This window comes from Microbacterium deferens, assembly GCF_045517775.1.
Classification (GTDB): domain Bacteria; phylum Actinomycetota; class Actinomycetes; order Actinomycetales; family Microbacteriaceae; genus Microbacterium.
This window is the reverse complement of sequence record NZ_JBEUWT010000005.1, coordinates 1-25,297: the sequence shown is the minus strand read 5'-3', so window position 1 is coordinate 25,297 and position 25,297 is coordinate 1. Positions and strand designations below refer to the sequence as shown.

Here is a 25,297-nt window from a genome sequence, read left to right as displayed (position 1 = left end):
CGGCGCCCTGTGCGTTTTCGGTTTGCTCTGCGGTGCGCTCTTCTTCCTGGTGCTTCGGCGTGCTCGGTGGCTTCGTCTACAACGCGTACCCGTTCGTGCTGCCGTCGTTTTCCAGCACAGCTGGCCGCGCACGCGTTTCCTTGCTCCTCCATTGACTCTTTCCCAGCTGGCGATTCTCCGAACTTGACGGTCATTCGGCCCGCGCGTCTTCGACGACGCCCGCGGGTCGGTCCTCAACCGTCTCTGCCCGTTCGTGGCTTCTTCGCTGCGGTCTGGGCGTTCTTCAAGTCTTCGGAGTACCCACCAATGGCACGTTCACAGCCCGCCCATCCGCGCCGTCCTCGGCACCTATTCGCCCCAGTCCTCGCGGTCGTTCTCGCGACCGTCGGGATGATTCTTCTCCCGTCCCCTGCATCGGCGCACGACAGCATCGTCAGTTCTTACCCGGCGGCGTCGTCCTCCGTCGACACCGTCCCCGACGAGATCTCCATCACCTTCAGCGCTGAGCTTCTCGGGGAAGGCGGCAGCGGCATCATCCAGGTCACCGGCCAAGACGGCACCGTCTACAGCGAAGGCGAACCAGAGATCGCTGCTGAAACCATCACGCAGCACCTATCCGCGGACGCCCCCGCCGGGGCGTACACCGTCCTGTGGCGGGTCGTCTCCAGCGATGGGCACCCCACGAGCGGTGAATACACCTTCGACGTGATCCCGGTCGTCAGCGCCACCCCCTCCGCGACCCCGACAGAGTCCACAACTACGCCGGTCGCGAGCCCCAGTCCCGACTCATCAACCGAAACCGACAGCGTCAATACTGCAGGTCACGGGGAACCAACCGGCGGCGGATCAGCGTTGCCGGTGTTCCTCATCACCGGCGCGACCATCGTGCTCGCCGCATTGCTGATCGTGGTGCTGTTTGTTCGCAACGCACGTCGCCGGCGAGACGCACAACCGTGAGGCCTCTCCGCGCGCGCGCTCTCGCCTGGGCCTGCCTGGCGGCTGCCGCGGTGGTTCTCGTCGACCAGTCCACCAAAGCACTGGCCATCGCGACCCTATCCACGACGACACGGGTGCCATTACTTGGGGATGCTCTGGGGCTGCAACTGGCATTCAACCCCGGGGCGGCATTCTCCCTCGGCGCAGGTTCGACAGGGATCATCACTGTCATCACCTTCGCCGCCGTCCTCTTCCTGACACGCGCTGCCCTACGCACCACGTCCCCTTCGTGGGCAACAGGCATCGGTCTGATCTGGGGAGCAGCCATCGGCAATCTCCTTGACCGACTGTTCGCGCCCCCGGGGTTTGGAATCGGACACGTCACAGACTTCCTCGCGTACGGCGAGCTGTTCATCGGCAACATTGCTGACGCCGCGCTTTCCGTTGGCTTTGGAGTGCTTGGCTGGGAGCTCTGCCGGGCCCGGAGAGGGGTCCAGGCGCCGCAGAGCCGCCTCGCACCCGCCGAGAGAGAGGCACCCGAATGACGGTGTCGGCTCGGAGACGACACCGTCTCCTCAGCGCGCTGACCGCGGCCGCGGTCGTGCTGGGCGTCGCGGGTTGCGCCGCGAACGAAAACCTCAGTACGCAGTATCGGGAAGGCGACAACAAGGGTTTCATCTCCGGTGACTTCCGAGTCGTAGAAATACCCGACGCCGAACGAGGCGACCCGGTCGTATTCGAGGGTGTCTCCGAACGGGGGGAGACCATCTCCAGCGACGATTACCGCGACCGCGTGTACGTCGTGAACTTCTGGTACGCCGCTTGCGGGCCATGCATCGCGGAAGCACCGCTTCTTGAGCAGGTGTGGCAACAGAACCAAGCGGCGGGCGTGGGCTTTCTCGGGATCAACATCTACGACCAGCCGGGAACGGCAGTGTCATTCGCCGAGGACAACAGCATCACCTACCCCAGCGTCATCGACGTCAACGAAGGGTCCGTCAAACTCGCGTTCGCAGCGGCTACACCCATTCAAGCGACTCCCACCACCCTCGTGATGGACCGGGACGGGCGCGTAGCGGCCCGCATCATCGGACAACTTCCCACCGCTTCGATTCTGTCGACGCTCGTACGAGACGCGCTCGAGGAGGCGCCATGAACCTCGGCATGCTCGTCTTTGACGGGGCTCTGTGGGTCGCCGTCGCCATTGCTTTGGCCGCCGGTCTGATCTCGTTCGTGTCGCCCTGCGTCTTGCCTCTCGTTCCCGGCTACTTCGGCTACCTGACCTCGTCGATGACCACGCCGACCGGCCGCAGCCGCGGGAGAGGCCCTCTGCTCCTGGGCGTGTTGTTGTTCGTTGCTGGTTTCACCACCGTGTTCATGTCCGTCACCATTCTGGGAGGAGTTCTCGGGCTCTTCTTCCTTCAATACTCCGCCGTAATCACGCGGATCCTCGGCGTCTTCGTGATCGCCATGGGACTCGCCTTCCTCGGCGTCTTCAAAGGCGCGCAACGCACGGTCCGCCCCAAAGCGCGCCGAAATCTCGGGATTGCAAGCGCCCCACTGCTCGGCATCGCCCTCGGCGTAGGGTGGACCCCCTGCATAGGCCCGACGCTCGCGGCAATCATGTCCGTCTCCTGGAACATGGGCGACCCGTTCCGCGCCGCCATCCTCGGGCTGGCATACTCCCTCGGACTCGGCATCCCGTTCTTCCTCCTCGCGCTAGGCGCCGGGTGGACGATGCGTTCGGTGACGTTCGTCAAACGACACATCCGGATGATCAACATCGCTGGCGGCACGGTCATGATCTTGCTGGGCATCGCGATGGTCACGGGAGTCTGGGGCGCTCTTATGTCCGTCCTGCAGGGGGTGATGGTGAATGTCACTCTCCCGATCTGACACTGACCGTTCCCGCCCCGCGGACCACATCGACCAGTCAGACACCACGGAACCCATCTCCAGTCCAGCGCTGGGACCGTGGGGATACGTTCGTTGGGGATGGCGCCAGCTCACCAGTATGAGGACCGCAATTGTCCTCCTTCTTCTCCTTGCCCTCGCCGCCGTCCCCGGTTCTGTGTTCCCCCAACGCAGCGCCGACCCAAACGGAGTCACGCAATGGTTCCGGAACAACCCAGAAGCCGCCCCCGTTCTGGATTGGTTCCAGCTGTTCGACCTCTACAGCTCATCGTGGTTCTCCGCGATCTACCTTCTCCTTTTCATCTCCCTCATCGGCTGCGTCATACCCCGAACCCGCCACCATCTGAAAGCACTGCGAGCCGCACCACCGCGCACTCCCGCACGGCTGGGCAGGCTCGAGAACTACCACCACGTCCTCGTCGACGGCGGCAGCAATCCGGACGCGTCCGCAACCGCAGCAATCGACGTCGCGACCGACCACCTAAAGTCACGGGGCTACCGCGTCAAGCGCTACGACACCAAAGGAAGCTGGTCCGTATCTGCCGAACGGGGCTACGCCCGAGAGACGGGCAACCTCACCTTCCATGTCGCGCTCATCGGAGTACTCGTCTCCGTGCTGCTAGGTAGCGGCTTTACCTACACCGGCCAGCGGGTCATCGTCGAAGGCACCACCTTCGTTAACGCGTTGAGCGACTACTCGTCATTCAACCCTGGTCGGTTCATCGACGGAACCGAGTTGACGCCGTACTCCATGACGCTGGACGCCTTCGACGTGAAGTACGTCCCGCCGGGATCTGCAGGCGCTGGTCAGGCAGGAGACTTCGCCGCCGCGGTTACCGTGCGCACGCCTGGCACCGCCGAGACCCTTACGAAGACGGTGCGCGTGAACTCGCCGCTCACCGTGTCTCAGGATCGAATCTTCCTCCTGGGAAATGGCTACGCCCCCACCATCACGGTCCGCAATGCTGAGGGAAACGTCGTCTACAGCGATTCGCAACCGTTCCTCCCACAGGACTCGATGATGACCTCCCTTGGCATCATCAAAGTCCCCGACGGGCTCCCCGAGCAGGTCGGACTCGTCGGCTTCTTCTACCCCACGCAGGGAGCTCTTTCCACAGGCGCCTACGCGTCGATATACCCAGACCTGTTCAATCCCGTCGTGACGTTCAACGTTTTCTCCGGGGATCTCGGTATCGACGACGGCACACCACGCTCTGTCTACACTTTGGACACTTCCGGAATGGCCCAGCTCACCGGAGGTGAGACCGGCGGCGACTCCATCGAACTCGGCCCGGGCCAAACCGCAGACCTCCCGAACGGTTGGGGCACCGTCACGTTCGAGGACGCGTCCGCCGGGACCGACCCCCTCGGCACGGTCAAACGTTTCGCGTCGCTGCAGATCCAGCACGACGCCGGGGCAACCTGGGTGCTCCTCTTCGCCATGGTCGCGACCCTTGGTCTGATGGCAGGCCTCTTCATCCCGCGCCGGCGGCTGTGGGTCAAAGCGACCCTCGACCAGTCCAGTCACACCCACACACTTCGTCTTGAATACGCCGGCCTTGCACGCGGAGAAGACCCGCAGCTCCCTCCCGCGGTACTGCAACTCCGTGACGCTCACCTCTCCGCGATACAACCCTCCATCCCATCACCGACCCGCGAGGAAGACTCATGACCCGCACATCGACTCTGTCCACCCCTGCTAAAGCCACAATCGCCGCCGGCATCGTCGTGGCTCTTCTCACTATCTCCGCAGTCGTCTACTCCTTCGCCTCACGCCCCGCAGCACCGGATCCCGCAGGCGCAGAGGGTGCGCTACCCGGGACCCGAACAAGCACACATGTCCTGGACGAGGTCGGGCCCGAGGCCCCGACGCTGGTGGAGTTTCTCGACTTTGAATGCGAGGCATGCGGCGCCTTCTATCCCGTCATCGAACAGCTGCGGGAAGAGTACGCCGGAGAGATCAACTTCGCTATCCGGTACTTCCCGCTGCCCGGACACTTCAACGCTATGAACGCCGCAATCGCTGTCGAGGCCGCCGCCCAGCAAGACGCGTTGGAACCGATGTACAGCAAGATGTTCGAAACCCAGGAGCAGTGGGGCGAGCAGCAAACTTCCGAGGAAGCACGGTTCCGCTCCTACGCAGAGGAACTGGGTCTGGATATGGTCGCCTACGATTCTGCCGTCGCCGACCCCGCGACACGGGCCCGTGTCGAGGAGGACTACAACGACGCCCGGGCCCTCGGCGCTTCCAGCACCCCCACCTTCTTCCTCGAAGGTGAACAGCTCCAGCTCACCCAGCTCACCGACCTGACCGATGCAATCGACCGCGCTATCGCGGACTGAGCACCCTCGGCCCAGCGCCGAGCCCACCAAGTCCGCCTCCCTTCCCCTTCCCTGGGCCGTCGCCACGGCGGTGCTCGCAGGTGTCAGCCTCGATCTTGCTTACCCTTCCTCCGGGCTGTGGATGCTAGCGATCCCGAGCGTCATTCTCATCCTGCTCTCCCTCATCGGGCGCAGAACGCGTAGCGCCTTCCTCGTCGGAGGCGTATACGGGACGACCTTCTTCCTGCTTCACCTCGATTGGGTGGGGAGCTTCCTTGGCCCGGTGCCTTGGCTGGCTCTCGCCTCGTTTCAAACCGTCATCGTCGCAGCGGGCTGCGCCCTCATCGCGTGGGCCTATCGGTGGGGCGAAACCAGGCTGCATGGACGGTGGGCCCGACTCATCGTTCTCCCGCTTGTCATTGCCTCGGTATGGGTGCTGCGGGAATCAGTCGCAGGCTCCTGGCCCTACACGGGGTTCCCCTGGGCGCGGCTCGGCATCACGCAGTCGAACGGGCCTCTGGTCGAGATCGTGTCCTGGACCGGGATAGCCGGGCTCACATTCCTTCTGGTGGCGTTCAGCGCGGCGGCGCTTCAAGCAGTTCGCGCTTGGCGCGTCGCGGGGCTCCGCAGCGCGGTCATGCCGGCGGCCGCCGTCTGCGTACTGGTGCTCGCGCCCCAGTTCCCTACAACGGATGCAGGGTCGTTCACGGTCGGGTGGGTGCAGGGGAACGGACCCTCCGGATACTTCGACAGACGGTCACCGGGAGAGATCCTCGCCTCCTACGTCGATGCGACCGACGGTCTGCTCGGCGAAGACGTCGACGTGTTGGCGTGGCCCGAAGGTTCCGTCGACAGCGACCCCCTACGAAACCCCCAGACGGCCAGGATCCTCGACGAGGTCGCGCGCGCCGTGCGGGCGCCCGTTCTTGTGAACGCAGCCACCGACCGCAACCGGCAGACCTTCAACACGTCGCTCCTGTGGGATCCCACTGCGCCCACGCCGCAGGTCCACGACAAGCGAAATCCGGTGCCGTTTGGTGAGTATGTGCCGGATCGCTGGTTCTTCGAGGCAGTGGCGCCGGAGCTCGTGGGGCTCATCAAACGGGAGTATGCGCGCGGCGACAACCCGCCAATCATGAGGGTGAACGACACCCGTGTCGGCCTCGCGATCTGCTTTGACGTCATCTACGACGATGTCATCCGGGAGAGCGCGGCGGCGGGGGCACAAGTACTCATTTTTCAAACCAACAATGCCGATTTCCGCAACACCGACGAGAACCTTCAACAGCTCGCCTTCGCACGCATGAGAGCCGTCGAAACCGGGCGGGCTGTCATCAACGTCTCTACCGTCGGAACCAGCCAGGCGATTGCTCCGGACGGGAGCATCATCCACGCACTCCCCATAAACACCACCGCGTCAGCCGTGACGACCCTGCCGCTGCGCGACGGTACGACCCCCGCCGTGCAATTCGGCCGGCCGATAGAGGTACTTCTGTCCGTCGGCGGGGTTGCGTTCTGTCTCGTCGTCTCGACCCACGCTCGGTTCAGAACCCGCGCACCCCGGAAGGGAAAATCATGAGCCCTAGTGACCTCGCCTTCGAGCGAGCTTCACCCGTCGTGTCGGCGCCCAGCGACTGGCGCTTTGCAATCTTTGTTCTCGTGACCGGACTGCTCGGATTGGTCGCCGCTCTAGCGCTCTCCATAGAGAAGGCCGAGAAGCTCCTCGACCCGCAACAGGCACTCGGATGTGACCTTTCTGTCCTGGTCCAGTGCAGCGCCAACCTCGACAGTGCGCAAGGAGCAGCCTTCGGCTTCCCCAACCCGTTCCTCGGCCTTATGGGCTACGCCGTCGTCGTCACCGTCGGAGTCGTCATCATGGCGACGACGGGGCTTGCTCGGTGGTTCTGGATGAGCTTCTCGCTAGGGCTGACGTTCGCTCTGGGATTCGTGGTGTGGCTCATCGGTCAGAGCGTGTTCGTGCTCGGGACCCTGTGCCCGTGGTGCCTGCTCGTGTGGGTCGTCACCATTCCGCTATGGGTCTTCACCGTCGGTCGCTGTCTCCGAACAGGAGTCTTCGGCACCCGCGCAGCGCGGTTCGGGAAAGCTCTCTGGCCCTGGCTCACGCTCGTCACCCTCTTTGCGTACGTCACGGTGGCAGTCGTAGCGCAACTGCGACTAGACGTCATCGGGAGCCTCCTGTGAAAGCGGATACTCGCTCGACGCGTGCCGCCAGCGGAACGAGGTTGCTGGGTCCGTTCGTGCTGGTCGTCTCTGCTCTGCTCGTACTCATCGCGGCGCTAGCGGTCGGCAACGGTGCGGCACCGTTGGCGGTCGGCGATCCTGGAGCGACCGTGCGGTGGAGTCTCCCCGTTGCGAAGCTGCTGGTGAACCTCTCCGCGGCCACAATGGTGGGTTCTATGGTTCTTGCCCTGTTCGCACTCCGTTCGGGAACCCGCCCTTTCGACGTAGCGCTGGACACGGCATCCATCGGCGCAGCGGTTTTCACCGTCGGGTCGGCGGCGACCGCGTTCTTCACGTTTCTCAACGTCATTCCCGCCGTACCGACGCCCGCCCCTGCTTTCGGGCAACAACTTGGGAGGTTCCTTGTTGAAACCGAGCTCGGTCGCGCCTGGCTTATTACGACGATCTGCGGGGCCATACTCACCGTTCTGACCTTCGCTGTGCGGGCGTGGGCGCCGACTCTCCTCGTCACCGTGCTGGCGATGGCGGCACTCGTGCCGATGGCAACTCAAGGCCATGCCGGTGAGGAGGCCAGCCACGAGGCGGCAGTCATGTCGCTCATCATCCACACCATCGCTGCCGCCGTGTGGCTGGGAGGGCTGGTCCTCCTTGTGGTGCTGCGACCAGTCCTCGAGAGGGCTGCGTCGCAGCCAACTCTGTTGCGGTATTCGTCCATCGCGCTGTGGGCCTTCGTTGTGGTCGCAGTGTCGGGGACGGTGCGGGCCTCCATCGGCTTAGGGGGATGGGATGCGTTGTGGTCTCCTTACGGTGCGCTGGTGCTCGTCAAGGCAGGGACTCTCGTTGTGTTGGGAGTCTTCGGCGCGCGCTATCGTCGGCACCTCATCGAACGCGCAGGACAGCCGTCCGGGTCCCGTCGGTTTTGGGGTCTGATTGTTCTCGAGTTCGCTTTTATGGGCATAGCCAGCGGCGCAGCTGCGGCGCTAGCGCGAACGCCGACTCCCGGCGGAAACGAACCACCCGTCGCTCAAAGCGCCGCGCAGGTTTTGACCGGGAACGTCGTACCGCCGGAACTCACCGCGTCGGTATGGCTCACCAGCACGAGCATCGACCCCCTGTGGGTGCTCGTCGCGGGCTTCGGAGTGTTCTTCTACCTCGCCGGCGTTCGACGCCTACGGCTGCGCGGCGATTCGTGGTCGCCCCACCGAACAGTTCTCTGGTGCAGTGGATCCCTGGCTCTGCTGTGGGTGACTTCGGGTCCAATCAGCGTCTACCGCGAGTATCTTTACAGCCTGAATGCGCTGGGACTGACGGTATTGGCCGTGGCCATTCCGTTGCTGTTCGTACTCGGTGCTCCCGTGACGCTGGCCGTGCATGCCATCACTCCTCGTCAAGACGGGTCTCGAGGAGGCCGCGAATGGATACTCTGGCTCGTCCAGAGCCCGGCCGCTCGTATCCTCACCAACGGCTACGTCATGTCGGCCATCCTGATCGTGTCGCTGTGGACCACGTACTACACCGGTGTGTTCCGGTGGGCGTTGACGGATCCGCTCGGGTACGAGTGGCTAGTAGCCCATTTCCTCGTCGCCGGGTGTCTCTTCGTTGCGGCGTTCGTCAGGACCGCAGTTGTGCCGACCTATCGACGTGTTTTCGCGCTGGTCGCCGTCATCGCGTCGTTCAGCTTGGTGGGGATTTCCATCATCACTTCGCCGGGGCTTTTTATGGCTGACTGGTTTGGTGCGATGGGGAGGCAATGGGGCCCGTCGTCCCTCGCAGACCAGGCCACAGGCGGCATCCTGATCTCGGTCTTCGGAGTTGTGCCCGTGGCAATCCTGGCGGGCATATTCCTGCTCCACCGTGATGAGGAGCGGCCGCCAAGAGGTTTAGCTGCGTCTACGACGAGCTCCGCGGGATGATGTCAGGGCCTGTTCACCGGGAGCGCACTCTTCGTATGAGGCCGTGCTTACAATGTTGGTAATGCGCGCAGCGGATTACAGGGTCCCCTCCGCCCACGTATCTCCGGCCATATTGACAATGAGATTCATTGCCGCCGCGGTCCTTCTTCTCGCCATCACGGTGATGACGCTGAGCGCCCATCACGATCAGGACCCAGTCGTGGTCGGAGCCGTCGCGGTGGCAGACGGGGCCGGAACGACCGATACTGCGCCCGTCGGGTCAGCGGCCGCCTCTGACGCCGTCGAGTCGGCAGCGCTCACCCTCACCGCCGTGTGTGTATTACTGGCGGTCAGCTGCTTTGCTATCGTCGCCGCCCACCATCTGCGCCGTCAAAATCACCGCCCGTCACCCATCGAGGTGTCGCCCCGACCCCCCTCGTCGCCCCCGATAGCTTCGTTGGCGTCCTCGCGCCCTCCTTCCCTCACGCTGCTCTCTGTTAGCCGCATTTGACCCCTCCTGATCCCCGGCCTGATCTCGCCGGGGCCGAAGGCGTGTCCTTTTGTAGCCCTATAAGGAGTGTTTGTGAAAAGCCCTACCCTGTCGCTGCCTTCCGCAGCAAAAATTGTTATCTCTCGTACTTCCGACGCGGCGCGGCGGCCGCGCTCATGACCGGCCACATCGACGGGCTCTCCCGGCGCCGGGCCATCATCGTCGGCGCGGGCCAGTCCGGCCTCGCGGTCGCTGCCGCGCTGGTAGCTCATGGCTTCCAACCTCAGGCTGACTTTGCCGTGATTGACGCATCCCGCGTCGAGGAGCGCACCTGGGATCGTCGATGGCGCTCGTTGAGGCTTCAGACGACCGCTCGTGACTCCGCACTGCCAGGGTTCGCCTTTCCTGGTGACCCGACGCGGCGCCCACTGGCGCACGAGATGGGGCACTACCTTGCCAGCTTCGCGCGCACCTTCGGAATCAAGCCAATGTGGCGGACCGGAGCTCTGAGCGTTCGGAAGCCTGGGGAGGGGTCAACGCTTGAGTTGGTCACGAGCCGGGGCACGATCCAGACTCGCAACGTCGTTGCAGCGTCCGGCGCGTACGCCCGCCCGCGACGGCCCGACTGGGCGTACGACTTGGCTGTAACCGGTGTAGCGATGCACAGCCACGACTACCTCTACCCTCGGCAGCTTCCTGGCGGACGGGTCCTCGTGGTGGGAGGAGGCGACGCCGCCGTCGAGATCGCTTCCGAACTCGCTCTCCACGGCGATGTGATCGTCTCAACGCGTAACCGGCGCATCAACCGTTCTTTGCGTGCATTCCAGGCTAGGGCGGCCTCCGAAGGGGACGGTGGGCCGCGTGCGGCGGGCAACATCTCCATCCGCCCTCACGTGGTACGCGCCGCAGGGCGCACGGTCACCTTCAGCGATCTCACAAGCCTGACTGTGGAGTCGGTCGTCTTTGCTACCGGGTATCTACCGGGCGATGCGTGGCTGCCCGACTCCGTGACGCCTCATCGAGGGCGGGCCGTCGATTCCTCAATCCCAGGACTCTATGCGGTCGGTATCCCCGGATACGGCGACCCTCACACACCCCGTATCAACACAATTGCGCGTCACGCTGAGCGCGTCGCTCGCCGGATCGCTGAACGCCCATGATCCGCAAACCCGACAGTTCGGAGAGACAACCATGACCGCGGAACACTCCCACGGCAGCAAGACCACGCCTCGCTCCCGTCTCGTCATTGCCTTCAGCATCACCGCGTCGGTGTTTATTGTCGAAGTGTTCGGTGCTGTGCTCACGGGGAGCCTTGCGCTCCTCGTTGACGCGGCGCACATGCTCACAGATGTCATCGGACTTGCTCTCGCGCTGACGGCCGCCAACCTCATGAATCGGAAGCCATCAGATCGTCACACGTGGGGGTTCCGGCGAGCGGAGGTCCTTGGCGCTCTTACTCAAGCAGCGCTGCTTTTCGGCGTGGGCATGTTCGCACTCGTCGAAGGCGTGCGACGACTATTCGAACCGCCCGAGATCGCGTCCGGCAGCCTTCTCCTGTTCGGAATTATCGGACTCATCGCCAACGTCGTCGCCCTGGTCGTCTTGACTGGCGGGCGCTCAGAGAACCTCAACATGCGGGCTGCGTTCCTCGAGGTTCTCAACGACGCGTTGGGGTCTGTCGCCGTCATTGTCAGCGCGATTCTGATCTCAACCCTGGGCTGGAACCAGTCGGACGCTCTCGCAGGCATTGCGATCTCATTGCTCATCGTTCCGCGAACCGTTGTGCTGATGCGCGCCAGCGGAAGTGTGCTCCTCGAGACCACGCCCAAGGGACTAGACCTCGCCGACGTGCGAGCACACCTCCTCGAATTGCCACACGTGGTGGAAGTGCATGACATGCATGCATCCCACATCTCGACGGACCTCCCCGTGCTTACCGCGCATGTCGTCGTGGAGGACGAGTACCTGAGGAACGGTGACGGGGGAGCGCTGCTGCGTTCGTTGCAGCAGTGCGTCGCAGAGCACTTCCCAATCAGCGTGGAACACTCAACCTTCCAGATCGAGCCGGCGAGCTACGAAGAAGACCATTTACCTCATGGCTGAAGCTGCGACGAAAGCTACCCGGTCGCGCCGCCTTGATCTGAGGGCTCGGAAGGGTGCTCGCGTGACCGGCACGGAGTCTCTTCGATGACGAGGCTGCAAGGAGCGTTCATCCCTGAGGCGCCACCCTCCCTCCTCACGATGCTTGTCCCAGAGACGCACGCGCCACCGGTGCTCCCTGTCGTCGCGGTTGTCCTTGGACTGCTCTATCTGTGGGGCGCCGTGCGACTCTGGCGGCGAAAGGACCGGTGGTCGCTGGGGAGGACGGTCTTGTTCCTCTCTGGGTGTTCGCTGCTCCTGGTGGTCACGGGCACGGAGATCGATTCGTACGGCACGGTTCTGTTCTCCGTCTTCATGTTTCAGCAGCTCACTCTCATGATTGCTGTCCCGCCGCTCCTGGTCTGGGGGTCACCAGGGAGGCTCCTTCTCCGCGCTGTGGGTCATTCTGGGCTGGGCGGGATCGTTCAGAGGGCGGCGCTCGTCGGACTCCGGTCATCGTTTGCTCGGTACCTTCTTCATCCAGCGGTCACCATCCCGCTCTTCCTGATGAGCTACTACGGGTTGTACCTCACGGGTATCGCCAGCTCGGCGTTGGCCTCCACCGGAGGGCACCTCACTCTTGAGATCTTCTTCCTGGTAGCGGGGATGCTGTTCACCATCCCTGCGCTGAGCGACGACCCGCTGCCGACCCGCCACGGACACGGTGCACGCATTCTCGACGTCTCTGTCGAGATGGTCCTCCACGTCTTCTTCGGAGTCATCATCATGATGAGCACGACCGTGCTCGTCGACGCTTTCGCGAACCCTCCCGCGGAGTGGGGCATCGACCCTCTGGAGGACCAGGGCGTCGCGGGCGGCCTCGCCTGGGGGTACGGCGAAGGTCCAACTGTCGTCATCCTGGTCGTTCTCCTACATCGCTGGTTCATGGATGACACTCGCCGTGCTCGCGCCGCCGACGCCCGCGCGGACCGTGATGGCGACCCAGACCTCGACGCATACAACCGCCACCTCGCAGACCTCGCAAGGCTAGCGGCGACCCAGCAAGGCCACCGAAACAAGAATCAAGAACCTCATGGAGAGACCGATGCACTCCCGAACAAAACGCACCCCATCTGAGTTTCAACGCAATGCATTCGCTCCGGGAGTTCTCGCAGCAGTAGTGCTCCTAGCGGGCATCGCTCTGATTGACCAGGAGTTCTATCTCGCTGTGCGCTTCATAGTCGCAATCCTGGCCGTAATCATCGGGTGGTTTGCCTTGCAAGCTCGCCAATGGTGGTGGGCACCCGTGATGCTGGCTATCACCATCGCGTGGAACCCGGTCTACCCTCTGCCGGTCAGCGGACAGGGTTGGATGGCAGCGCACATCGCGGCCGCAGGCGTATGCGTGGTGGCTGGATCGATGATCAAGACCAGGCGTGTCGTGAACAAGTAGGCGGTGACCGCTGAGATGCAGATGGACGGCAACGCACACGCGTTGCCGTCCATCTGCGTCTTGTCGTACTAGGCGATGCCGCGACGGCGACGGTTGACCGCGTATGCGCCGACGGCGAGCATCGCGGCTGCGATACCAGCCAGCGCCCACGGCACCGCGGCGCCGGTGACTGCCAGTGCCCCATTGCTCGGAGTGCTGCCCGCCCCCGCAGGTGCCGTGGTCGGGGAGGGCGACGACGTCGGGGCGGGGGCGGGGTTTGCGACAACCGTCACCTCCGCGGCGAGTTCCACATCGGTCTGCACACCGTTCACCGTCACCGTGCCGGCGCCGAGAGCCTCCGGAGCGGTGACGGTGAACGTTGCCTCACCATCAAGGACATCAACCTGGCCGAGATCGGCTGCTCCGGGCTGGCCCAGGGCAGTCGCCTGCCAATCAGCATTCAAGCCTGAAACCGTGACCGTGTACTCGGCGCCCGGTGCAACCTCGGCGGGGGCCGAAATGGTGGCCCCGGCGCTGAGCTTCTTCAAGTCTCGTTCGAGCCCAAGGGTGTTTGCGGAGGTGAAGAACAGGTCCGTCTGATCTGTGAGCCCCAGCACGTTGGCGGCGCCCGGACCATACCCAGCGACGCGCACCTGCGAGCCGGTGTGCTGCTGAGACCCGCCGGCGGGAGAGGTGCCGTAAGCGACAATCATCGGCTGGCCCTCGGTGGTGAGCAGGTGCGTGTTCAAGCCGGGGATTGCCGAGCCGACAATTTGGCTGGTGTGCGCGTGGTCGGCGGTGACGACGACCATTGTGTCGCCTTGTTTCTTCGCGTACTCGAGCGCAACCTGCACTGCCTCGTCGAGGTCGACAGTCTCGCCAATCTGACCGCACGCGTTCGCGGCGTGGTCCTGCTTGTCGATGCTCGCACCCTCGACCTGGAGGAAGAAGCCGTCCTCGTTGTCGAGGAGGTCGATGGCCTTGGTCGTCAGCGATGCGAGCGAGAGCCCGGTCTCGAGGCGAGCCGGGTTCTCGACACAGGCCTCGGCCGGCGGAAGCGTTCCAGCGGCGGGGAGGTCGACGGCGGCGGGTCCGTTCCAACGGGTGGGGAAGTTGCCCGCGGTGAACAGCCCCAACAGCGGCTGTTCGGCATTCGCCTCCGTGACGGCGGCGAGGCCCTCGGCGTCATCGACGAGCTGGTAGCCACGGTCCTCCGCCTGCGCGAAGAGGGTCTGCCCGTTCCACGGGCCAGCCTGCGCGATCTGCGTGAAGCTGGCCGAGCCGCCGCCGAGGGTCACATCGGGGCGCACATTGAGCAGCTGCTCGCTGATGGAACCGAGACCGCCGTTCTGAAGCGCTTCAGAGGTGCAGTTCGCGGTGGCCTGCACGGGGCCGTAGCATCCGCGCGCGGAGATGTGCGCAATCTCGGCGCCGGGGGTGGCGTCTTGGATCTCGGCGGTCGTGACGTTGCCGGTCTTCAGTCCGTTGGCCTTCGCCAGTTCGAGGAGCGTCGCCTGCGGGGCGTTGTTCACGTCCACGCTGAGGCGGCCGTTGACCGTCTTGGTGCCGGTCGACCAAGCGGATGCGGTCGATGCCGACTCCGAGGCGTAGTTCGGTGTGCCGTCGGGGTTTACAGCCCAGTGCACGTACTGCCCGGTCAGGGGGAGTGCGTCAATGCCCGCGAAGGTGCCGGCGGCGCCCTGCGCGTAGTTGCGAGCGACGGTGATTTCCGAATCTCCCATGCCGTCGCCGATGAGCAGAATGACGTTCTTTGCGGGGCCATCGATGAGCGCGTCGCGGATGGCATCGTTTCGGTCCGTGTCGTGATCGACGCGAGCGGCCCCGCCGTTATCCGTGACGGGTGCCGCGGAGGCGGGCAGCGCCGCACCGACGCTGCCGAAAGCCAACAAGGTGATGGCCAGAGCAGACCACGCCTGACGTGCGCGGTTCTTCACAATACGAGGGGGCATCCGGAATCCTTCGATGATCGGGCCGACGAGATCACCGGCGTCGCTTCCAGAGAACGCTTCCTCGGGAAACGACAGGGGAAATTGGCGAAAATCGTGCGTGAACGCGTACGGTCCACTTCATCCGTCGAGTCACGCTACGGTCGTCACTCCCCGTGTTGTAGGCAGGCAAGAACCGGATGGGTGTATCTGGGTCATGAGCGGCTGCGCAAACCAGGAAGGACCTGCGATGCCATCTCCGTTTGAGACGCTGTCTCGCTGTGGCGTGCGTCCTCGGATGACTGCGATTGCTCCGCGCATGGCACGCTTCAGCAGCACCAGCCAATTGGCTAAGAGCCTTCTGCGACCCGGAGAGAGGCGCTCACGCTTCGCGCGCCCCGCCCGCTGTTCCCGATCATCGGCTCCTTGCTTCGGTCACACGTGACTTGGGAGAGGATTTCGCAACCTTGGGCCGCAATCAGACAAGGCGAAGCTCATCACCCGTCGACGGGTGATGATTCATTCGCTCAACCCGCTATCCGGGGTGACCTCACGCCACGCGACGCCGCTCTCTGCCATACGTTTGGTTAGCTGCTGCAAGCTCGTGATCTGCTCGTCAACCCACGGGTGAACTCTGCGCAACTCTTCTAGTTCCGAGCCCTCTTCAGGGCTGAGGTCATCAGCCAAGAATGCAGCGATGAGTTCTCTCCACCGGTCATGGATACTTTCGATGCTTACTCCCGACTTTCGGGCTTGATCCCTGCGCCGACCCCTGGCGGAGGGGGATGGACGAGGGCTTGAATCAGCTACCCTGGTGCCGTTCCCTTATCCTCAGTCGCCTCGTTTGAAAACCGGCTATGGCCCCCAGCAGGAGAAAGCCGACTGCCACGGGCACGGCAACTTGCCACAATACGTTGCCCGCCAAAAAGCTCGAGACCAAGATCGCTACCGACAATCCGTTGAGCGCAAGGGCGAGGTACGCAAATTGAGTCGAGGACCATCGTAGAAGTCGTCTCGAGTCTTTCGGTTTGGTGGTCACAGTATTCCGTTCTCGACCACCGTATGGCGGTGCGGCTTGTTCGATACACATCTCATTGCGTGTTTGCCTTTAGCCAGATGAGGGAGTCAACGGCAACGCCGTCCGTGTAGACCTCAAAGTGGAGGTGATTTGCGGTGGAGCGTCCTGTGCTGCCTACGTAACCGAGGAGTTGTCCGGCCGATACTGCTTGGCCAGGGCTGACCTGTCTGCTTCCGGATTGCATGTGCGGGTACACGGTGCCCACCCTCTGCCCGTTCAGGTTGGATTCAAGCGTGACGGTCACGCCGTAGCCGCCATAGCTGTCTTGCGAGACGCTTACGGTCCCGTCGAGTGCCGCGTAGACGGGGGTCCCGCCTGCGGCGACCATATCGGTGCCCATGTGTGCTCCGCCACGGGCTCCGAAGCGGTCGGTGATGGTGAATGGTCCTCCTACCGGCCAGCGGACCGTTCCGCCCGCAGTGGTCACCATGCCGTAGTCAAACGAGGCCGACGCCTCGGCTGTGTTAGCTGCTCGTGCACTTTTGGCGGCAGCGGCAGCGGCCGCTTCTTTCGTCTTCCTCTCAGCAATTTCTTCTGACGTAGTTGCGGAATAGCCGTCACGAGCGAGCCAGAACGCGGGCAGATCGGATGCCACAACTAGAGACTGTGCGTCTGCTGCGGCGAGTTGCTGCTGAGTTGGCGCTGACTTGTCTGTCGACTGCCACGTCCCGTAGGCCGGGAGCGCGACGGTCGAGATCAGCCCGGCGACGATTGTCAGGATGGCAGCATTTCTGAGCGTGCGGATCTGGGATAGCGGTTCCCGGGGCGCACTCATCCTCGTTTTTGGTCGAGGTTGTGATGGCTCGACTTGCGGCGACGACCGTTGTCTCAGATCACGGCGGGTGGGCTGGGTCTGCTGGGGGCTCTGCTCGAGGGGGGGTGAATCGTTCTGTTCAGTCACTTATGCTCCTGCGGCGTTCGACATCGATCGCGACGCTACGATGACATAAACTGCCTTCGCTGTCGGCGAGGTCTTCAGCCCTTACTCATCGACCATTGGTGGCGCACGAGCCATAAGGCTCCGAGTTTCTCGGAGGAGTGCGCCTCTTAGCACCGGTGATACGAGAGTTCCGAATCAGGTACGGCTAATCGACAACTGCGAAAGTGAAGGACGTGGCGCAAAGATCCGCAGCTTCACGGCCGGAGTAGGTGGGTATCTAGGCGCTATCGCTAACAGCACCCGTGACTTCGATCGACGCAAACTGAAACTTGCCGCTACCATCACGCAGCACAAGAAAACGAAGACGCACAACACGATCGGTGCTGTGAACGAGTTATCCGGGGCCGTCACCGAATCGATGACGTCGGCTGCGTTGACGCCAGCGCTTACTCCAGAACTGATCGGCGTCGCCACCGCTACGCCCGCGGCCTCGACGTGGTGAGCTCCAAGGGCCGCACTACCGAGAGTGAGAAGAATCACAGCGGTAATGAGTTTCATTGTCAAACAGACCCAAGGGGTCAGCGCATCGGGACGGAAACCTTCCGCGGGAAGCATCAGGACGAGCTTACCGGCCGCTTGTCTACGAGAAGCTGGGTTTCGTTGATCTCGCACCAGGGAGCATCCGTCGTCGCCCCATTTGACGTCTAGAAGTACGACCACGCTAAGCACTTGCCAGCGCAAGGCCTCGACGCGATACACGACGACCTGCCTTACACGCCGCGCTCGGGGCCTCTATGACGCGGTGGATATCACGGCGCAGATCTGGGAGCGGGGCCCGTCACTCTACCGCCGGGCGGCGCAAGACCACACGCGCTGACCCAACGCCCGCACTCTCACTGTGCGAGGCAACGGATACAGCTGGGGCACTTAGGGCCGTTGGCGGGCCGCGTCACGGAGACTCGCATTGATGGGCCGGCGGTTATGGGCGAAGTGCTTTCGACGCTAGTTCTAGGGCTTCGGTCGCGACGCGGTAGTAGGCCCAGCGTCCGCGTTGTTCGCGGGTCGCGAGGCCTGCGTCGACGAGCAACTTCATGTGGTGTGAAACGGTGGGCTGGCCGAGTCCGACGGGTTCTGTGAGGTCGCAGATGCAGGCCTCGCCGCCGTCCGATGCGGCGATGAGTGAGAGCAGCCGTACCCGTGTCGGGTCGCCCAGCGCCTTGAACGTGTGAGCGATCCGCTCAGCCTCATCCGGGCTCAGCACGCCTCCAGTGACCGGGGTGCAGCACGCGGCGGCTATCAGCAGGGGGAGCGTGGTGGGCATGCCACGAGTCTGACACGTCGTATTGACATTCGTCGATACGTCGACCAGCCTCGATCCATCGACTTCCATCGATGCGTGAAGAGGGGTTCGGATGAACGTGTCACCTGTCATCGTCATCGGTGCTGGCCCGCAGGGACTCGCCGCGGCAGCCCACCTAGCGGAGCGAAACGTCCCGGCGGTGGTCTTGGAGGCCGGGGACGGCCCCGCCGCCGCAGTAGCCGAATGGGGGCATGTGCGGTTGTTCTCCGAGTGGCCTGAGTTGGTCGACCGTGCCGGGGCGCGTCTTCTCGAGCCCACCGGATGGTCGGCGCCCACAACGGGATATCCCACGGGGGCCCAGTGGATCGCGGGTTATCTTGCACCCCTCGCCGCAGCCCTGAGTGACCGCATCCGTTACGGGGCCCGAGTTGTCGGGGTGTCGCGTCTGGGGCGCGACCGGCTTGTCGATGCGGGCCGCGGTGAGCAGCCCTTCACGGTGCACGTCCAACCGGTCGACGGGGACGAGTACCGGTTGCAGGCCCGCGCGGTTATCGACGCCTCGGGCACCTGGTCGTCCCCGAATCCCGCCGGCGCCGATGGTCTGCCGGCGCTCGGTGAGAGGACAGTGTCTGACCTGTTGTCGTACCGCATCCCTGACTTCCGCGATCGTGAGGGTTTCGAGGGCAAGCACACCGTCGTCATCGGCTCCGGTCACTCTGCGATCACCGCCGTCCTCGCGCTGGCACGAATGGCGCGACGCGACTCGAACACGACCGTCACCTGGGCGCTAAGCCGCACCACCACGGGCAACGCCTTCGGCGGGGGAGACGCGGATGAGCTACCCGCCCGCGGCGCGCTCGGGATTAAAGCCAAGGAGTTCGTTGACGCCGGTCTCGTCTCGCTGGTCACCGGGTTCCGAATCGAGCGCGTGACCGTGACGGCGAACGTCCCGTGCTGGTTGCCGAGGACGGCCGCACCCTTGCCGCTGATCGCGTCGTGGTGCTCACCGGGTTCCGGCCTGACCTGTCCTTCCTGTCAGAGCTGCGGCTGGAGCTGGACCCTACGCTGCAAGCCCCGGTGCGGATCGCCGCGGAGGTGGACCCGAACCTGCATTCCTGCGGGTCGGTCGCCGCGACAGGTGCCGTCGACCTCGCGCAGCCGGAACATGATTTTTACCTGGTGGGCGCGAAGTCGTATGGACGCGCCCCGACGTTTCTCGCCCTGACCGGGTATGAGCAGGTGCGCAGTGTGGTCGCGGAGCTTGCGGGTGACCGCGAGGCCGCACGGCGGGTGGAGCTTGTGCTGCCAGATACGGGTGTGTGTGGCGGGGCGGGGTTGTTCGATGCCTCGGGGTCGTCGCTCGGGGGCGCCTGCTGCGCCCCTTCCGCCCAGGTTCTTCAGATTGGGCGCATCCCCGCATCCGTCTGACCAAGAACGGGAGGGCGGCGCGGACGCGCTTAGCCCTCCCGTTCTGCGTTAGCGGCTGAGGATTGTTGCCTGGATCTTCTCGGAAACGGCTTCGCGGAGCGGTCGCACAGCGTCGGCATCCCATGACTCCGGGTTGGGGAACGACCACTCCAACACTTCACCCCGCGGCGTCGAGGGAAGGGTGAGGCCTGGCTTCATCAACACCACGACGTCGGCCTTATCCAAGCCGTCGACGGTGACCGCGCGGGGCACGCGGTCGGTGATGTCCATGCCCAGTTCTGCGACGGTCGCCGCCACCGCGGGGTTCACCTCGTCGGCGGGCGAGAGCCCTGCCGAGGTCGCGGTGAACCGATCACTGGCCAGGTGCTCCAGCAGGGCTGCGGCGAGCTGGGAGCGGCCGGCGTTGTGCTGGCAGATGAATAGGACAGTAGGGGTGTGGTCGCTCACGGGTTCTCTTTCTGGGTCAGGTCAGCCAGCGGCGAGTCGGGGGGCGAGTTCCGCGATGCGGCGCTCCAGCTCGTCGTAGGCGTTATCAAAGGCGTCATCAGTACCGATGCGCACGGGGTCGGGGATGGACCAATGCAGGTGCCCGGTCACGCCGATTTCTTCGTGCGCGTTGTCGCACACCGTCACCACGAAATCCGTATCGGTCACCACCGCTTCCAGCGCCCGCGGGGGCTGATCCGCCAGCGGCAGGGCGTGTCGGTCGGCGGTGGCGATCGCGCCCGGGTCGATTCGGTCAGCCGGGTGTGTACCTCCGGAGGCGGCCGGGATGCTGCTGCGGGTCGACCACAGCGCCGCGGCCAGTTGAGAGCGGGCCGAGTTCGCCGTGCAGACGAAAACCACCCGACTTGCCCGCTCCACGCGGCCGGGAGTGGGGCCCTGGAGGGCGGTATCGGTCAGGTGAACGTAGCTGCGTCGCTTATCGGCCTCAGAGCGCGACCGCGCCACCATCCCTACGGACTCCAGCACGTTCAGGTGGTGAGCAAGCAGGTTGCCCGGCATGCCTAGGGCCGCTCCGATTTCGGAGGGGGACAGGTCGCCCAGGGTGAGAAGGTCGACGATCCGTAGGCGCGACGGGTCGCCCAGCGCCGCGTGTTTCGCTGCTCGCGCGTCTACTGCCGCGGTTCGCTCAATGTTCATTGGGTCAATCTTGACTGAAATACCTTGCTCGGGTCAAGATGAGCCGACATGAACACCGCAACCCGATCCCACGCCTCGACGACACGGCCCCATTTACTGCGCCGTACCGCGGCAGAATTCGTGGGAACGGGATTACTGGTCACCATCGTGGTCGGGTCGGGAATCGCCGCGCAGCGTCTGTCTCCGGGGGACGTGGGGTTGCAGCTTCTCGAGAACAGCCTGACTACCGCCCTCGGGTTGACGGTGCTTATCCTCATGCTCGGCCCCGTCTCCGGGGCGCACTTCAACCCGGTGGTATCCCTCGCAGACTGGCTGCTCGGTCGCCGCGCCGGCACCGGTCTTCCGCTACGCGACCTCGCCCCCTACCTCGCCGCCCAGATTCTCGGCGGCGCCGCCGGAACCCTCCTGGCCGGGGTGATGTTCGACACCAGCCCCACGTTCTCCTCGAATGATCGCGCAACCGGCGGGCACCTCGTCGGGGAAGTAGTCGCCACCGCGGGCCTGGTGCTGCTGATCTTCGCTCTCGCTCGCACCGGGAAGGGATCGGTGACCGCGGCCGCTGTCGGCGCGTACATCGGCGCTGCGTACTGGTTCATGAGCTCCACATCGTTCGCCAACCCCGCCGTCACAATCGCCCGCATGTTCACCGACACCTTCGCCGGCATCGCCCCCGCCTCCGTAGCACCGTTCATCCTCGCCCAGCTCGTCGGCGCCGCCCTCGGTCTAGCCCTGCTGCTCGTCTTCTACCCGACCGCCGCCCGCACCGCGGGCGACGTCGTGGTGCCCACACAACTCGAAACCCAGCCCTGAAAGGCACCCTCATGCACCTTGTAGCGATCGGCGGAAGCGACGCAGGAATCTCCACCGCACTCCGAGCCCGCGAACTCGACCCCTCCGTCGACGTCACCGTCGTCGTGGCCGACTCCTACCCCAACTTCTCCATCTGCGGCATCCCGTACTACTTCTCCCGCGAAGTGCAGCCCTGGCAATCCCTCGCCCACCGCACCCACGCCGACCTCGAAGCCACCGGCATGAACCTGCGCCTCGACACCCTCGCCACCGGCATCGACGTCAACGGCCGAAAGCTCACCGTCCGGGACGCGAACGGCGCCGAGTCGAGCATCGCGTATGACGAACTCATGGTCGGCACCGGGGCATCCCCGTCCACCGCCGGCATTGCCGGACTTGACCAGCTTGGGCCCCACGACGGTGTGCATCTGCTGCACTCGATGGGCGACACGTTCGCGCTGGAGCGTTACCTCGACGAACACCAGCCCAAAACCGCGGTCATCGTCGGCGCCGGCTACGTCGGCCTCGAAATGGCCGAAGCCCTCACCGTCCGCGGCCTCCAGGTCACCCAGCTCCAACGCGGCCCCGAAGTGCTTTCCACCCTCGACCCGGAACTGGGTTCCCTCGTGCACGACGAACTCACCCGCCACGGTGTGGAGGTTCTCACTGGGACGCGCGTCGAAGCCGTCACCCGCGACGCGGGCCGACTCGCCGTTGTCGGCACCCGCGACGGTGACGCCTTCTCGCGCAGCGCCGACCTGGTGCTTATTGTCGTCGGTGTCCGCCCAAACACCAGTCTTCTCACGGCCGCGGGCGCGACCACGGGCGCCGGGGGAGCGGTCGTCGTTGACGAGAAGATGCGCACAGGGTTGCCGAACGTGTGGGCAGCCGGCGACGGCGTGGTCACCCACCACCGACTCCTCGGCATCACCTACCTCCCGCTCGGCACTACCGCGCACAAGCAGGGCCGCGTCGCCGGAGAAAACGCGATCGGCGGTGACGCGACCTTCGCCGGAAGCCTCGGCACACAGGTCGTGAAAGTGTTCGATGTCGTGGCTGCGCGCACCGGCTTGCGCGATCACGAGGCCGCAGCCGCCAACCTTGCCCCGCACAGCCACACCACGATCGCGGACGACCACAAACGCTATTACCCGGGCGCGACCCCGATCAGCATCCGCATCACCGGAGACACCCACGACGGGCGCCTCCTTGGCGCACAGCTGGTCGGTACTCGCGGCGCAGAAATCTCCAAGCGTGTCGACACCTACGCCACCGCCCTGCACCACGGCATGACCGTCGCCGCGATGAGCGACCTCGACCTTTCCTACACGCCCCCGCTCGGCTCCCCGTGGGATGCCGTGCAAATGGCAACCCAGGCGTGGGAGCGCGACGCTCGATCCGTGAACATCTGACCTTGTCTGACGATCACGCCACTATGGGGACATGAGCGAAGAGCAGTACGACGGCAATCGAGTAGTCGACGCGCAATCCGGGTCCTTGATCTTCCGAGTGCGAGGATCGCGAATGGTCGACGCCAACTCTGGGCAGCTTGCGTATCGCATCCGGGACGACGGCCGCGTCGTAGATGCTAACTCCGGTGCTCTCGTCTTCCGCATTCGCGATGACGGCCGAATTGTCGACGCCGCGAGCGGCGGGCTCCGCTATCGGCTCCGCTCGTAGCAGGGCGGCTTCCTACTTCGAGCGGCGGCGACTTCGCAAAGGTCGGAAAGCTAGTTAGTGGCCGGCACGCGCTGAGCGATTTCCTCAGGGGACGGCCGTATCGGACGGCTGCACTCCCGCCTGCGTGGGCGCGAGCCGCGGGATGAGTCGGACGAAAACGACCATGCCCACGAGCTCGACGAGCGTCTGGGTGACGACAACGACCGGCGCGAGCGCGAGCGACGCAGGCAGTGCGAGCGCGAGGGGCAAGACGACGAGGGAGTTCCGGGTGGCACCGCTGAAGACGAGTGCGCGTGTCGCGGAGTACTCGAGACGGAAGGCGCGCGCGACCCCGAGGCCAGCGGCGGCCATCACGACGAGGAAGCCCGCGTAGATCGGGACGAGGACGAGCAGCTGACCGGCGGCGGCGCCGACGGCGCCGGCCTGGGAGGCGACGACCACGAAGAGGGTCCCCATCATCAGCGGCACCATGAGACCGAGCATCGTGTGCTCGATAACCCGGCCCGCCCGATAACGACGACCGACTGCCTGCACAAGCGCGGCCGCAGTCAGCGGCACGACGATGAGCAGCAGGAACGCCCGCGCAAATGGCCCGACTTCGACCACGGCGACGCCTTCAGGTCCGAGGAAAAGCAGCAGGTACATCGGCAACAGCAGGATCTGCGCGAGCATCAGCAACGGCGCCGCAGCGAGCAATCGGTCCGACGCGCCGCCCGCAAGGCCGGCGAAAACAATCACGTAGTCGATGCAGGGAGTCAACAGGACCAGCAGCACCCCGAACAGCAGCGACGGGCTGTCCGCCACGAACCGAGACAGGCCATAGGCGACCACGGGCACAACGACGAAGTTCAGCACGCCGACCGCCACGAGGAAGCGACCGTCGCGCAGTGACCGACCGATCGCGGCGAACGGGACACCAAGAAACGTGGCGAACAGCAGAAGCGCGAGCACCGGCTCGATCGCGACCTCCAGATGGTGCGCGGCGGGCAGCATCAGTCCCAGCGCGGCGCCAGCGGCGATCGCCACGAGATAGAGGGCGATCTGGCGGCGTTCGAGCCAAGCGACGAGCGCACTCACGACAGCCGGCCTGGGAGAAGAAGGGGCACGAGGTGCAACGGTAAACGTTCAAGCCACTCGAAGGTCAAGCGGGGCTACGACCGTAGGGTCGGGGTATGCGGATCTCGGATGTCAGCAAGCGCAGCGGCGTCTCCGCGACAGCGTTGCGATACTACGAGTCGATCGGGCTCATCACTCCGGGTCGCACCAGCAACGGTTACCGCGACTACGACGCCGACGTACTCGCTCGCCTGGACCTCATCGAGTCCAGCAAAGAGCTGGGGCTGCCACTCGAAGACATCGGCCGGCACCTGCGCGCCCTCGAAACCACCTCCTGCACGGACGTCCGCGACGCGCTCCGGCCACTCCTTGCGGAACGGGTACGGCAGCTGGACGAGAAGCGCGCACGACTAGACGAGCTGCGCTCTCGCCTCGACCGCGCAGACCATGACCTCGCCGCCTGCCCCGACCGCGACGAGCTCTGCTCAACCGAGTGCATCTTCCGCATCCGCAAACAGTGCAGCACCATTACCTGACTCGAACTTAGGGACGGGACCGACGAACGATCCGCTCCCGGGCACGTGTCGCGCGCTGTTGCAATCGACTGGGTCGATCAGGCACAAAATAACCCCCCTGATCTGGGCTTTTATCCGATAATAGATATTATGTCAGTAAGAAGACGACATCTTCGCGTCTGATGCGAATTGGCCGCTCCCCTCGACCTCCGTTG

23 protein-coding genes and 1 pseudogene are annotated in these 25,297 nt (G+C 64.6%); 18 read left to right on the top strand and 6 right to left on the bottom strand.

Going from position 1 to position 25,297, the window contains the following annotated elements; genetic code table 11:
- Window positions 1–183: 183 nt before the first annotated feature.
- The 13 genes from ABTU82_RS15205 to ABTU82_RS15145 all read left to right on the top strand — a co-directional run bounded on the left by ABTU82_RS15205 (window position 184) and on the right by ABTU82_RS15145 (window position 13,288).
- Window positions 184–957, top strand: a complete 774-nt coding sequence (locus tag ABTU82_RS15205) for a copper resistance CopC family protein (RefSeq protein ID WP_407174038.1) — start codon at window positions 184–186, stop codon at window positions 955–957.
- 50 nt (window positions 958–1,007) lie between these two features.
- Window positions 1,008–1,481 carry a signal peptidase II gene (locus ABTU82_RS15200; protein ID WP_407174037.1) on the top strand — a complete coding sequence of 158 codons (474 nt, stop codon included), beginning with the start codon at window positions 1,008–1,010 and terminating at the stop codon, window positions 1,479–1,481.
- Window positions 1,478–2,092 carry a TlpA family protein disulfide reductase gene (locus ABTU82_RS15195; RefSeq protein ID WP_407174036.1) on the top strand — a complete coding sequence of 205 codons (615 nt, stop codon included), beginning with the start codon at window positions 1,478–1,480 and terminating at the stop codon, window positions 2,090–2,092. Before ABTU82_RS15200 ends, ABTU82_RS15195 begins: the two co-directional genes overlap by 4 nt.
- A complete protein-coding gene (locus ABTU82_RS15190) occupies window positions 2,089–2,832 on the top strand; it encodes a cytochrome c biogenesis CcdA family protein (RefSeq protein WP_407174035.1) in 744 nt (247 codons plus the stop codon). The genes ABTU82_RS15195 and ABTU82_RS15190 overlap by 4 nt, the downstream gene beginning before the upstream one ends.
- Window positions 2,813–4,522: a cytochrome c biogenesis protein ResB gene (gene resB / locus ABTU82_RS15185; RefSeq protein WP_407174034.1), complete on the top strand. Its 1,710-nt coding sequence runs from the start codon at window positions 2,813–2,815 to the stop codon at window positions 4,520–4,522. Before ABTU82_RS15190 ends, resB begins: the two co-directional genes overlap by 20 nt.
- Window positions 4,519–5,193: a DsbA family protein gene (locus tag ABTU82_RS15180; protein ID WP_407174033.1), complete on the top strand. Its 675-nt coding sequence runs from the start codon at window positions 4,519–4,521 to the stop codon at window positions 5,191–5,193. The genes resB and ABTU82_RS15180 overlap by 4 nt, the downstream gene beginning before the upstream one ends.
- Window positions 5,165–6,751: an apolipoprotein N-acyltransferase gene (gene lnt, locus ABTU82_RS15175; RefSeq protein ID WP_407174032.1), complete on the top strand. Its 1,587-nt coding sequence runs from the start codon at window positions 5,165–5,167 to the stop codon at window positions 6,749–6,751. Before ABTU82_RS15180 ends, lnt begins: the two co-directional genes overlap by 29 nt.
- Before the next feature lie 80 nt (window positions 6,752–6,831).
- A complete protein-coding gene (locus ABTU82_RS15170; RefSeq protein WP_407174031.1) occupies window positions 6,832–7,374 on the top strand; it encodes a vitamin K epoxide reductase family protein in 543 nt (180 codons plus the stop codon).
- Between the two features lie 215 nt (window positions 7,375–7,589).
- Window positions 7,590–9,287, top strand: coding sequence for a bifunctional copper resistance protein CopD/cytochrome c oxidase assembly protein (locus tag ABTU82_RS15165; protein ID WP_407174030.1), 1,698 nt, complete (start codon window positions 7,590–7,592; stop codon window positions 9,285–9,287).
- 645 nt (window positions 9,288–9,932) lie between these two features.
- Complete coding sequence (locus ABTU82_RS15160) at window positions 9,933–10,916, top strand: NAD(P)-binding domain-containing protein (protein ID WP_407174029.1); 984 nt, start codon at window positions 9,933–9,935, stop codon at window positions 10,914–10,916.
- 31 nt (window positions 10,917–10,947) lie between these two features.
- Window positions 10,948–11,859 carry a cation diffusion facilitator family transporter gene (locus ABTU82_RS15155; protein ID WP_407174171.1) on the top strand — a complete coding sequence of 304 codons (912 nt, stop codon included), beginning with the start codon at window positions 10,948–10,950 and terminating at the stop codon, window positions 11,857–11,859.
- Window positions 11,860–11,943: 84 nt separating this feature from the next.
- Entirely contained in the window at window positions 11,944–12,972 is a 1,029-nt protein-coding gene (locus tag ABTU82_RS15150) for a cytochrome c oxidase assembly protein (RefSeq protein WP_407174028.1), read from the top strand.
- Window positions 12,929–13,288 carry a DUF6804 family protein gene (locus ABTU82_RS15145; RefSeq protein WP_407174027.1) on the top strand — a complete coding sequence of 120 codons (360 nt, stop codon included), beginning with the start codon at window positions 12,929–12,931 and terminating at the stop codon, window positions 13,286–13,288. Before ABTU82_RS15150 ends, ABTU82_RS15145 begins: the two co-directional genes overlap by 44 nt.
- A 68-nt stretch (window positions 13,289–13,356) precedes the next feature.
- Here ABTU82_RS15145 and phoA read toward each other — a convergent pair whose 3' ends face one another.
- The 3 genes from phoA to ABTU82_RS15130 all read right to left on the bottom strand — a co-directional run bounded on the left by phoA (window position 13,357) and on the right by ABTU82_RS15130 (window position 18,492).
- Window positions 13,357–15,237, bottom strand: coding sequence for an alkaline phosphatase (gene phoA, locus ABTU82_RS15140; protein ID WP_407174026.1), 1,881 nt, complete (start codon window positions 15,235–15,237; stop codon window positions 13,357–13,359).
- Window positions 15,238–16,304: 1,067 nt separating this feature from the next.
- On the bottom strand, window positions 16,305–17,192 hold the full coding sequence (locus ABTU82_RS15135; protein ID WP_407174025.1) for a peptidoglycan DD-metalloendopeptidase family protein: 888 nt from the start codon (window positions 17,190–17,192) through the stop codon (window positions 16,305–16,307).
- 958 nt (window positions 17,193–18,150) lie between these two features.
- The gene (locus tag ABTU82_RS15130; protein ID WP_407174024.1) at window positions 18,151–18,492 is read right to left on the bottom strand and encodes an ArsR/SmtB family transcription factor; all 342 of its coding nucleotides are present in this window, start codon (window positions 18,490–18,492) and stop codon (window positions 18,151–18,153) included.
- A gap of 91 nt (window positions 18,493–18,583) precedes the next feature.
- Between ABTU82_RS15130 and ABTU82_RS15125 the strand changes: the two are divergent.
- A pseudogene (locus ABTU82_RS15125) lies at window positions 18,584–19,899 on the top strand (FAD-dependent oxidoreductase).
- Window positions 19,900–19,947: 48 nt separating this feature from the next.
- Here the strand turns inward: ABTU82_RS15125 and ABTU82_RS15120 are convergent.
- Entirely contained in the window at window positions 19,948–20,346 is a 399-nt protein-coding gene (locus ABTU82_RS15120; RefSeq protein WP_407174023.1) for an arsenate-mycothiol transferase ArsC, read from the bottom strand.
- Window positions 20,347–20,367: 21 nt separating this feature from the next.
- On the bottom strand, window positions 20,368–21,042 hold the full coding sequence (locus ABTU82_RS15115; protein WP_407174022.1) for an arsenate reductase/protein-tyrosine-phosphatase family protein: 675 nt from the start codon (window positions 21,040–21,042) through the stop codon (window positions 20,368–20,370).
- A 48-nt stretch (window positions 21,043–21,090) separates the two neighbouring features.
- On the opposite strand from ABTU82_RS15115, the gene ABTU82_RS15110 reads away from it, so the two are divergent.
- Genes ABTU82_RS15110 through ABTU82_RS15100 form a run of 3 tightly spaced genes read left to right on the top strand, consistent with a single transcriptional unit; the run spans window position 21,091 to window position 23,511 of the window.
- The gene (locus tag ABTU82_RS15110; protein WP_407174021.1) at window positions 21,091–21,852 is read left to right on the top strand and encodes an aquaporin; all 762 of its coding nucleotides are present in this window, start codon (window positions 21,091–21,093) and stop codon (window positions 21,850–21,852) included.
- An 11-nt stretch (window positions 21,853–21,863) separates the two neighbouring features.
- Window positions 21,864–23,243: an FAD-dependent oxidoreductase gene (locus ABTU82_RS15105; protein WP_407174020.1), complete on the top strand. Its 1,380-nt coding sequence runs from the start codon at window positions 21,864–21,866 to the stop codon at window positions 23,241–23,243.
- A gap of 31 nt (window positions 23,244–23,274) precedes the next feature.
- Entirely contained in the window at window positions 23,275–23,511 is a 237-nt protein-coding gene (locus tag ABTU82_RS15100; protein WP_407174019.1) for a hypothetical protein, read from the top strand.
- Window positions 23,512–23,595: 84 nt separating this feature from the next.
- On the opposite strand, the gene ABTU82_RS15095 is transcribed toward ABTU82_RS15100, so the two are convergent.
- Window positions 23,596–24,588 carry a bile acid:sodium symporter gene (locus ABTU82_RS15095; protein ID WP_407174018.1) on the bottom strand — a complete coding sequence of 331 codons (993 nt, stop codon included), beginning with the start codon at window positions 24,586–24,588 and terminating at the stop codon, window positions 23,596–23,598.
- Between the two features lie 95 nt (window positions 24,589–24,683).
- Between ABTU82_RS15095 and ABTU82_RS15090 the strand changes: the two genes are divergently transcribed.
- On the top strand, window positions 24,684–25,103 hold the full coding sequence (locus ABTU82_RS15090) for a MerR family transcriptional regulator (RefSeq protein ID WP_407174017.1): 420 nt from the start codon (window positions 24,684–24,686) through the stop codon (window positions 25,101–25,103).
- Window positions 25,104–25,297 lie beyond the last annotated feature (194 nt).

Bases quoted from the DNA above. Each gene is read 5' to 3' on its own strand.
- ABTU82_RS15160 (WP_407174029.1), top strand. From the start codon at position 9,933: ATGACCGGCCACATCGACGGGCTCTCCCGGCGCCGGGCCATCATCGTC.
- lnt (WP_407174032.1), top strand. From the start codon at position 5,165: ATGCAATCGACCGCGCTATCGCGGACTGAGCACCCTCGGCCCAGCGCC.
- ABTU82_RS15165 (WP_407174030.1), top strand. From the start codon at position 7,590: ATGGTTCTTGCCCTGTTCGCACTCCGTTCGGGAACCCGCCCTTTCGAC.
- ABTU82_RS15145 (WP_407174027.1), top strand. From the start codon at position 12,929: ATGGAGAGACCGATGCACTCCCGAACAAAACGCACCCCATCTGAGTTT.
- ABTU82_RS15130 (WP_407174024.1), bottom strand. From the start codon at position 18,492: ATGCCCACCACGCTCCCCCTGCTGATAGCCGCCGCGTGCTGCACCCCG.
- ABTU82_RS15115 (WP_407174022.1), bottom strand. From the start codon at position 21,042: ATGAACATTGAGCGAACCGCGGCAGTAGACGCGCGAGCAGCGAAACAC.
- ABTU82_RS15155 (WP_407174171.1), top strand. From the start codon at position 10,948: ATGACCGCGGAACACTCCCACGGCAGCAAGACCACGCCTCGCTCCCGT.
- ABTU82_RS15190 (WP_407174035.1), top strand. From the start codon at position 2,089: ATGAACCTCGGCATGCTCGTCTTTGACGGGGCTCTGTGGGTCGCCGTC.
- ABTU82_RS15090 (WP_407174017.1), top strand. From the start codon at position 24,684: ATGCGGATCTCGGATGTCAGCAAGCGCAGCGGCGTCTCCGCGACAGCG.
- ABTU82_RS15150 (WP_407174028.1), top strand. From the start codon at position 11,944: ATGACGAGGCTGCAAGGAGCGTTCATCCCTGAGGCGCCACCCTCCCTC.
- ABTU82_RS15105 (WP_407174020.1), top strand. From the start codon at position 21,864: ATGCACCTTGTAGCGATCGGCGGAAGCGACGCAGGAATCTCCACCGCA.
- ABTU82_RS15180 (WP_407174033.1), top strand. From the start codon at position 4,519: ATGACCCGCACATCGACTCTGTCCACCCCTGCTAAAGCCACAATCGCC.
- resB (WP_407174034.1), top strand. From the start codon at position 2,813: ATGTCACTCTCCCGATCTGACACTGACCGTTCCCGCCCCGCGGACCAC.
- ABTU82_RS15100 (WP_407174019.1), top strand. From the start codon at position 23,275: ATGAGCGAAGAGCAGTACGACGGCAATCGAGTAGTCGACGCGCAATCC.
- ABTU82_RS15110 (WP_407174021.1), top strand. From the start codon at position 21,091: ATGAACACCGCAACCCGATCCCACGCCTCGACGACACGGCCCCATTTA.
- ABTU82_RS15195 (WP_407174036.1), top strand. From the start codon at position 1,478: ATGACGGTGTCGGCTCGGAGACGACACCGTCTCCTCAGCGCGCTGACC.
- phoA (WP_407174026.1), bottom strand. From the start codon at position 15,237: ATGCCCCCTCGTATTGTGAAGAACCGCGCACGTCAGGCGTGGTCTGCT.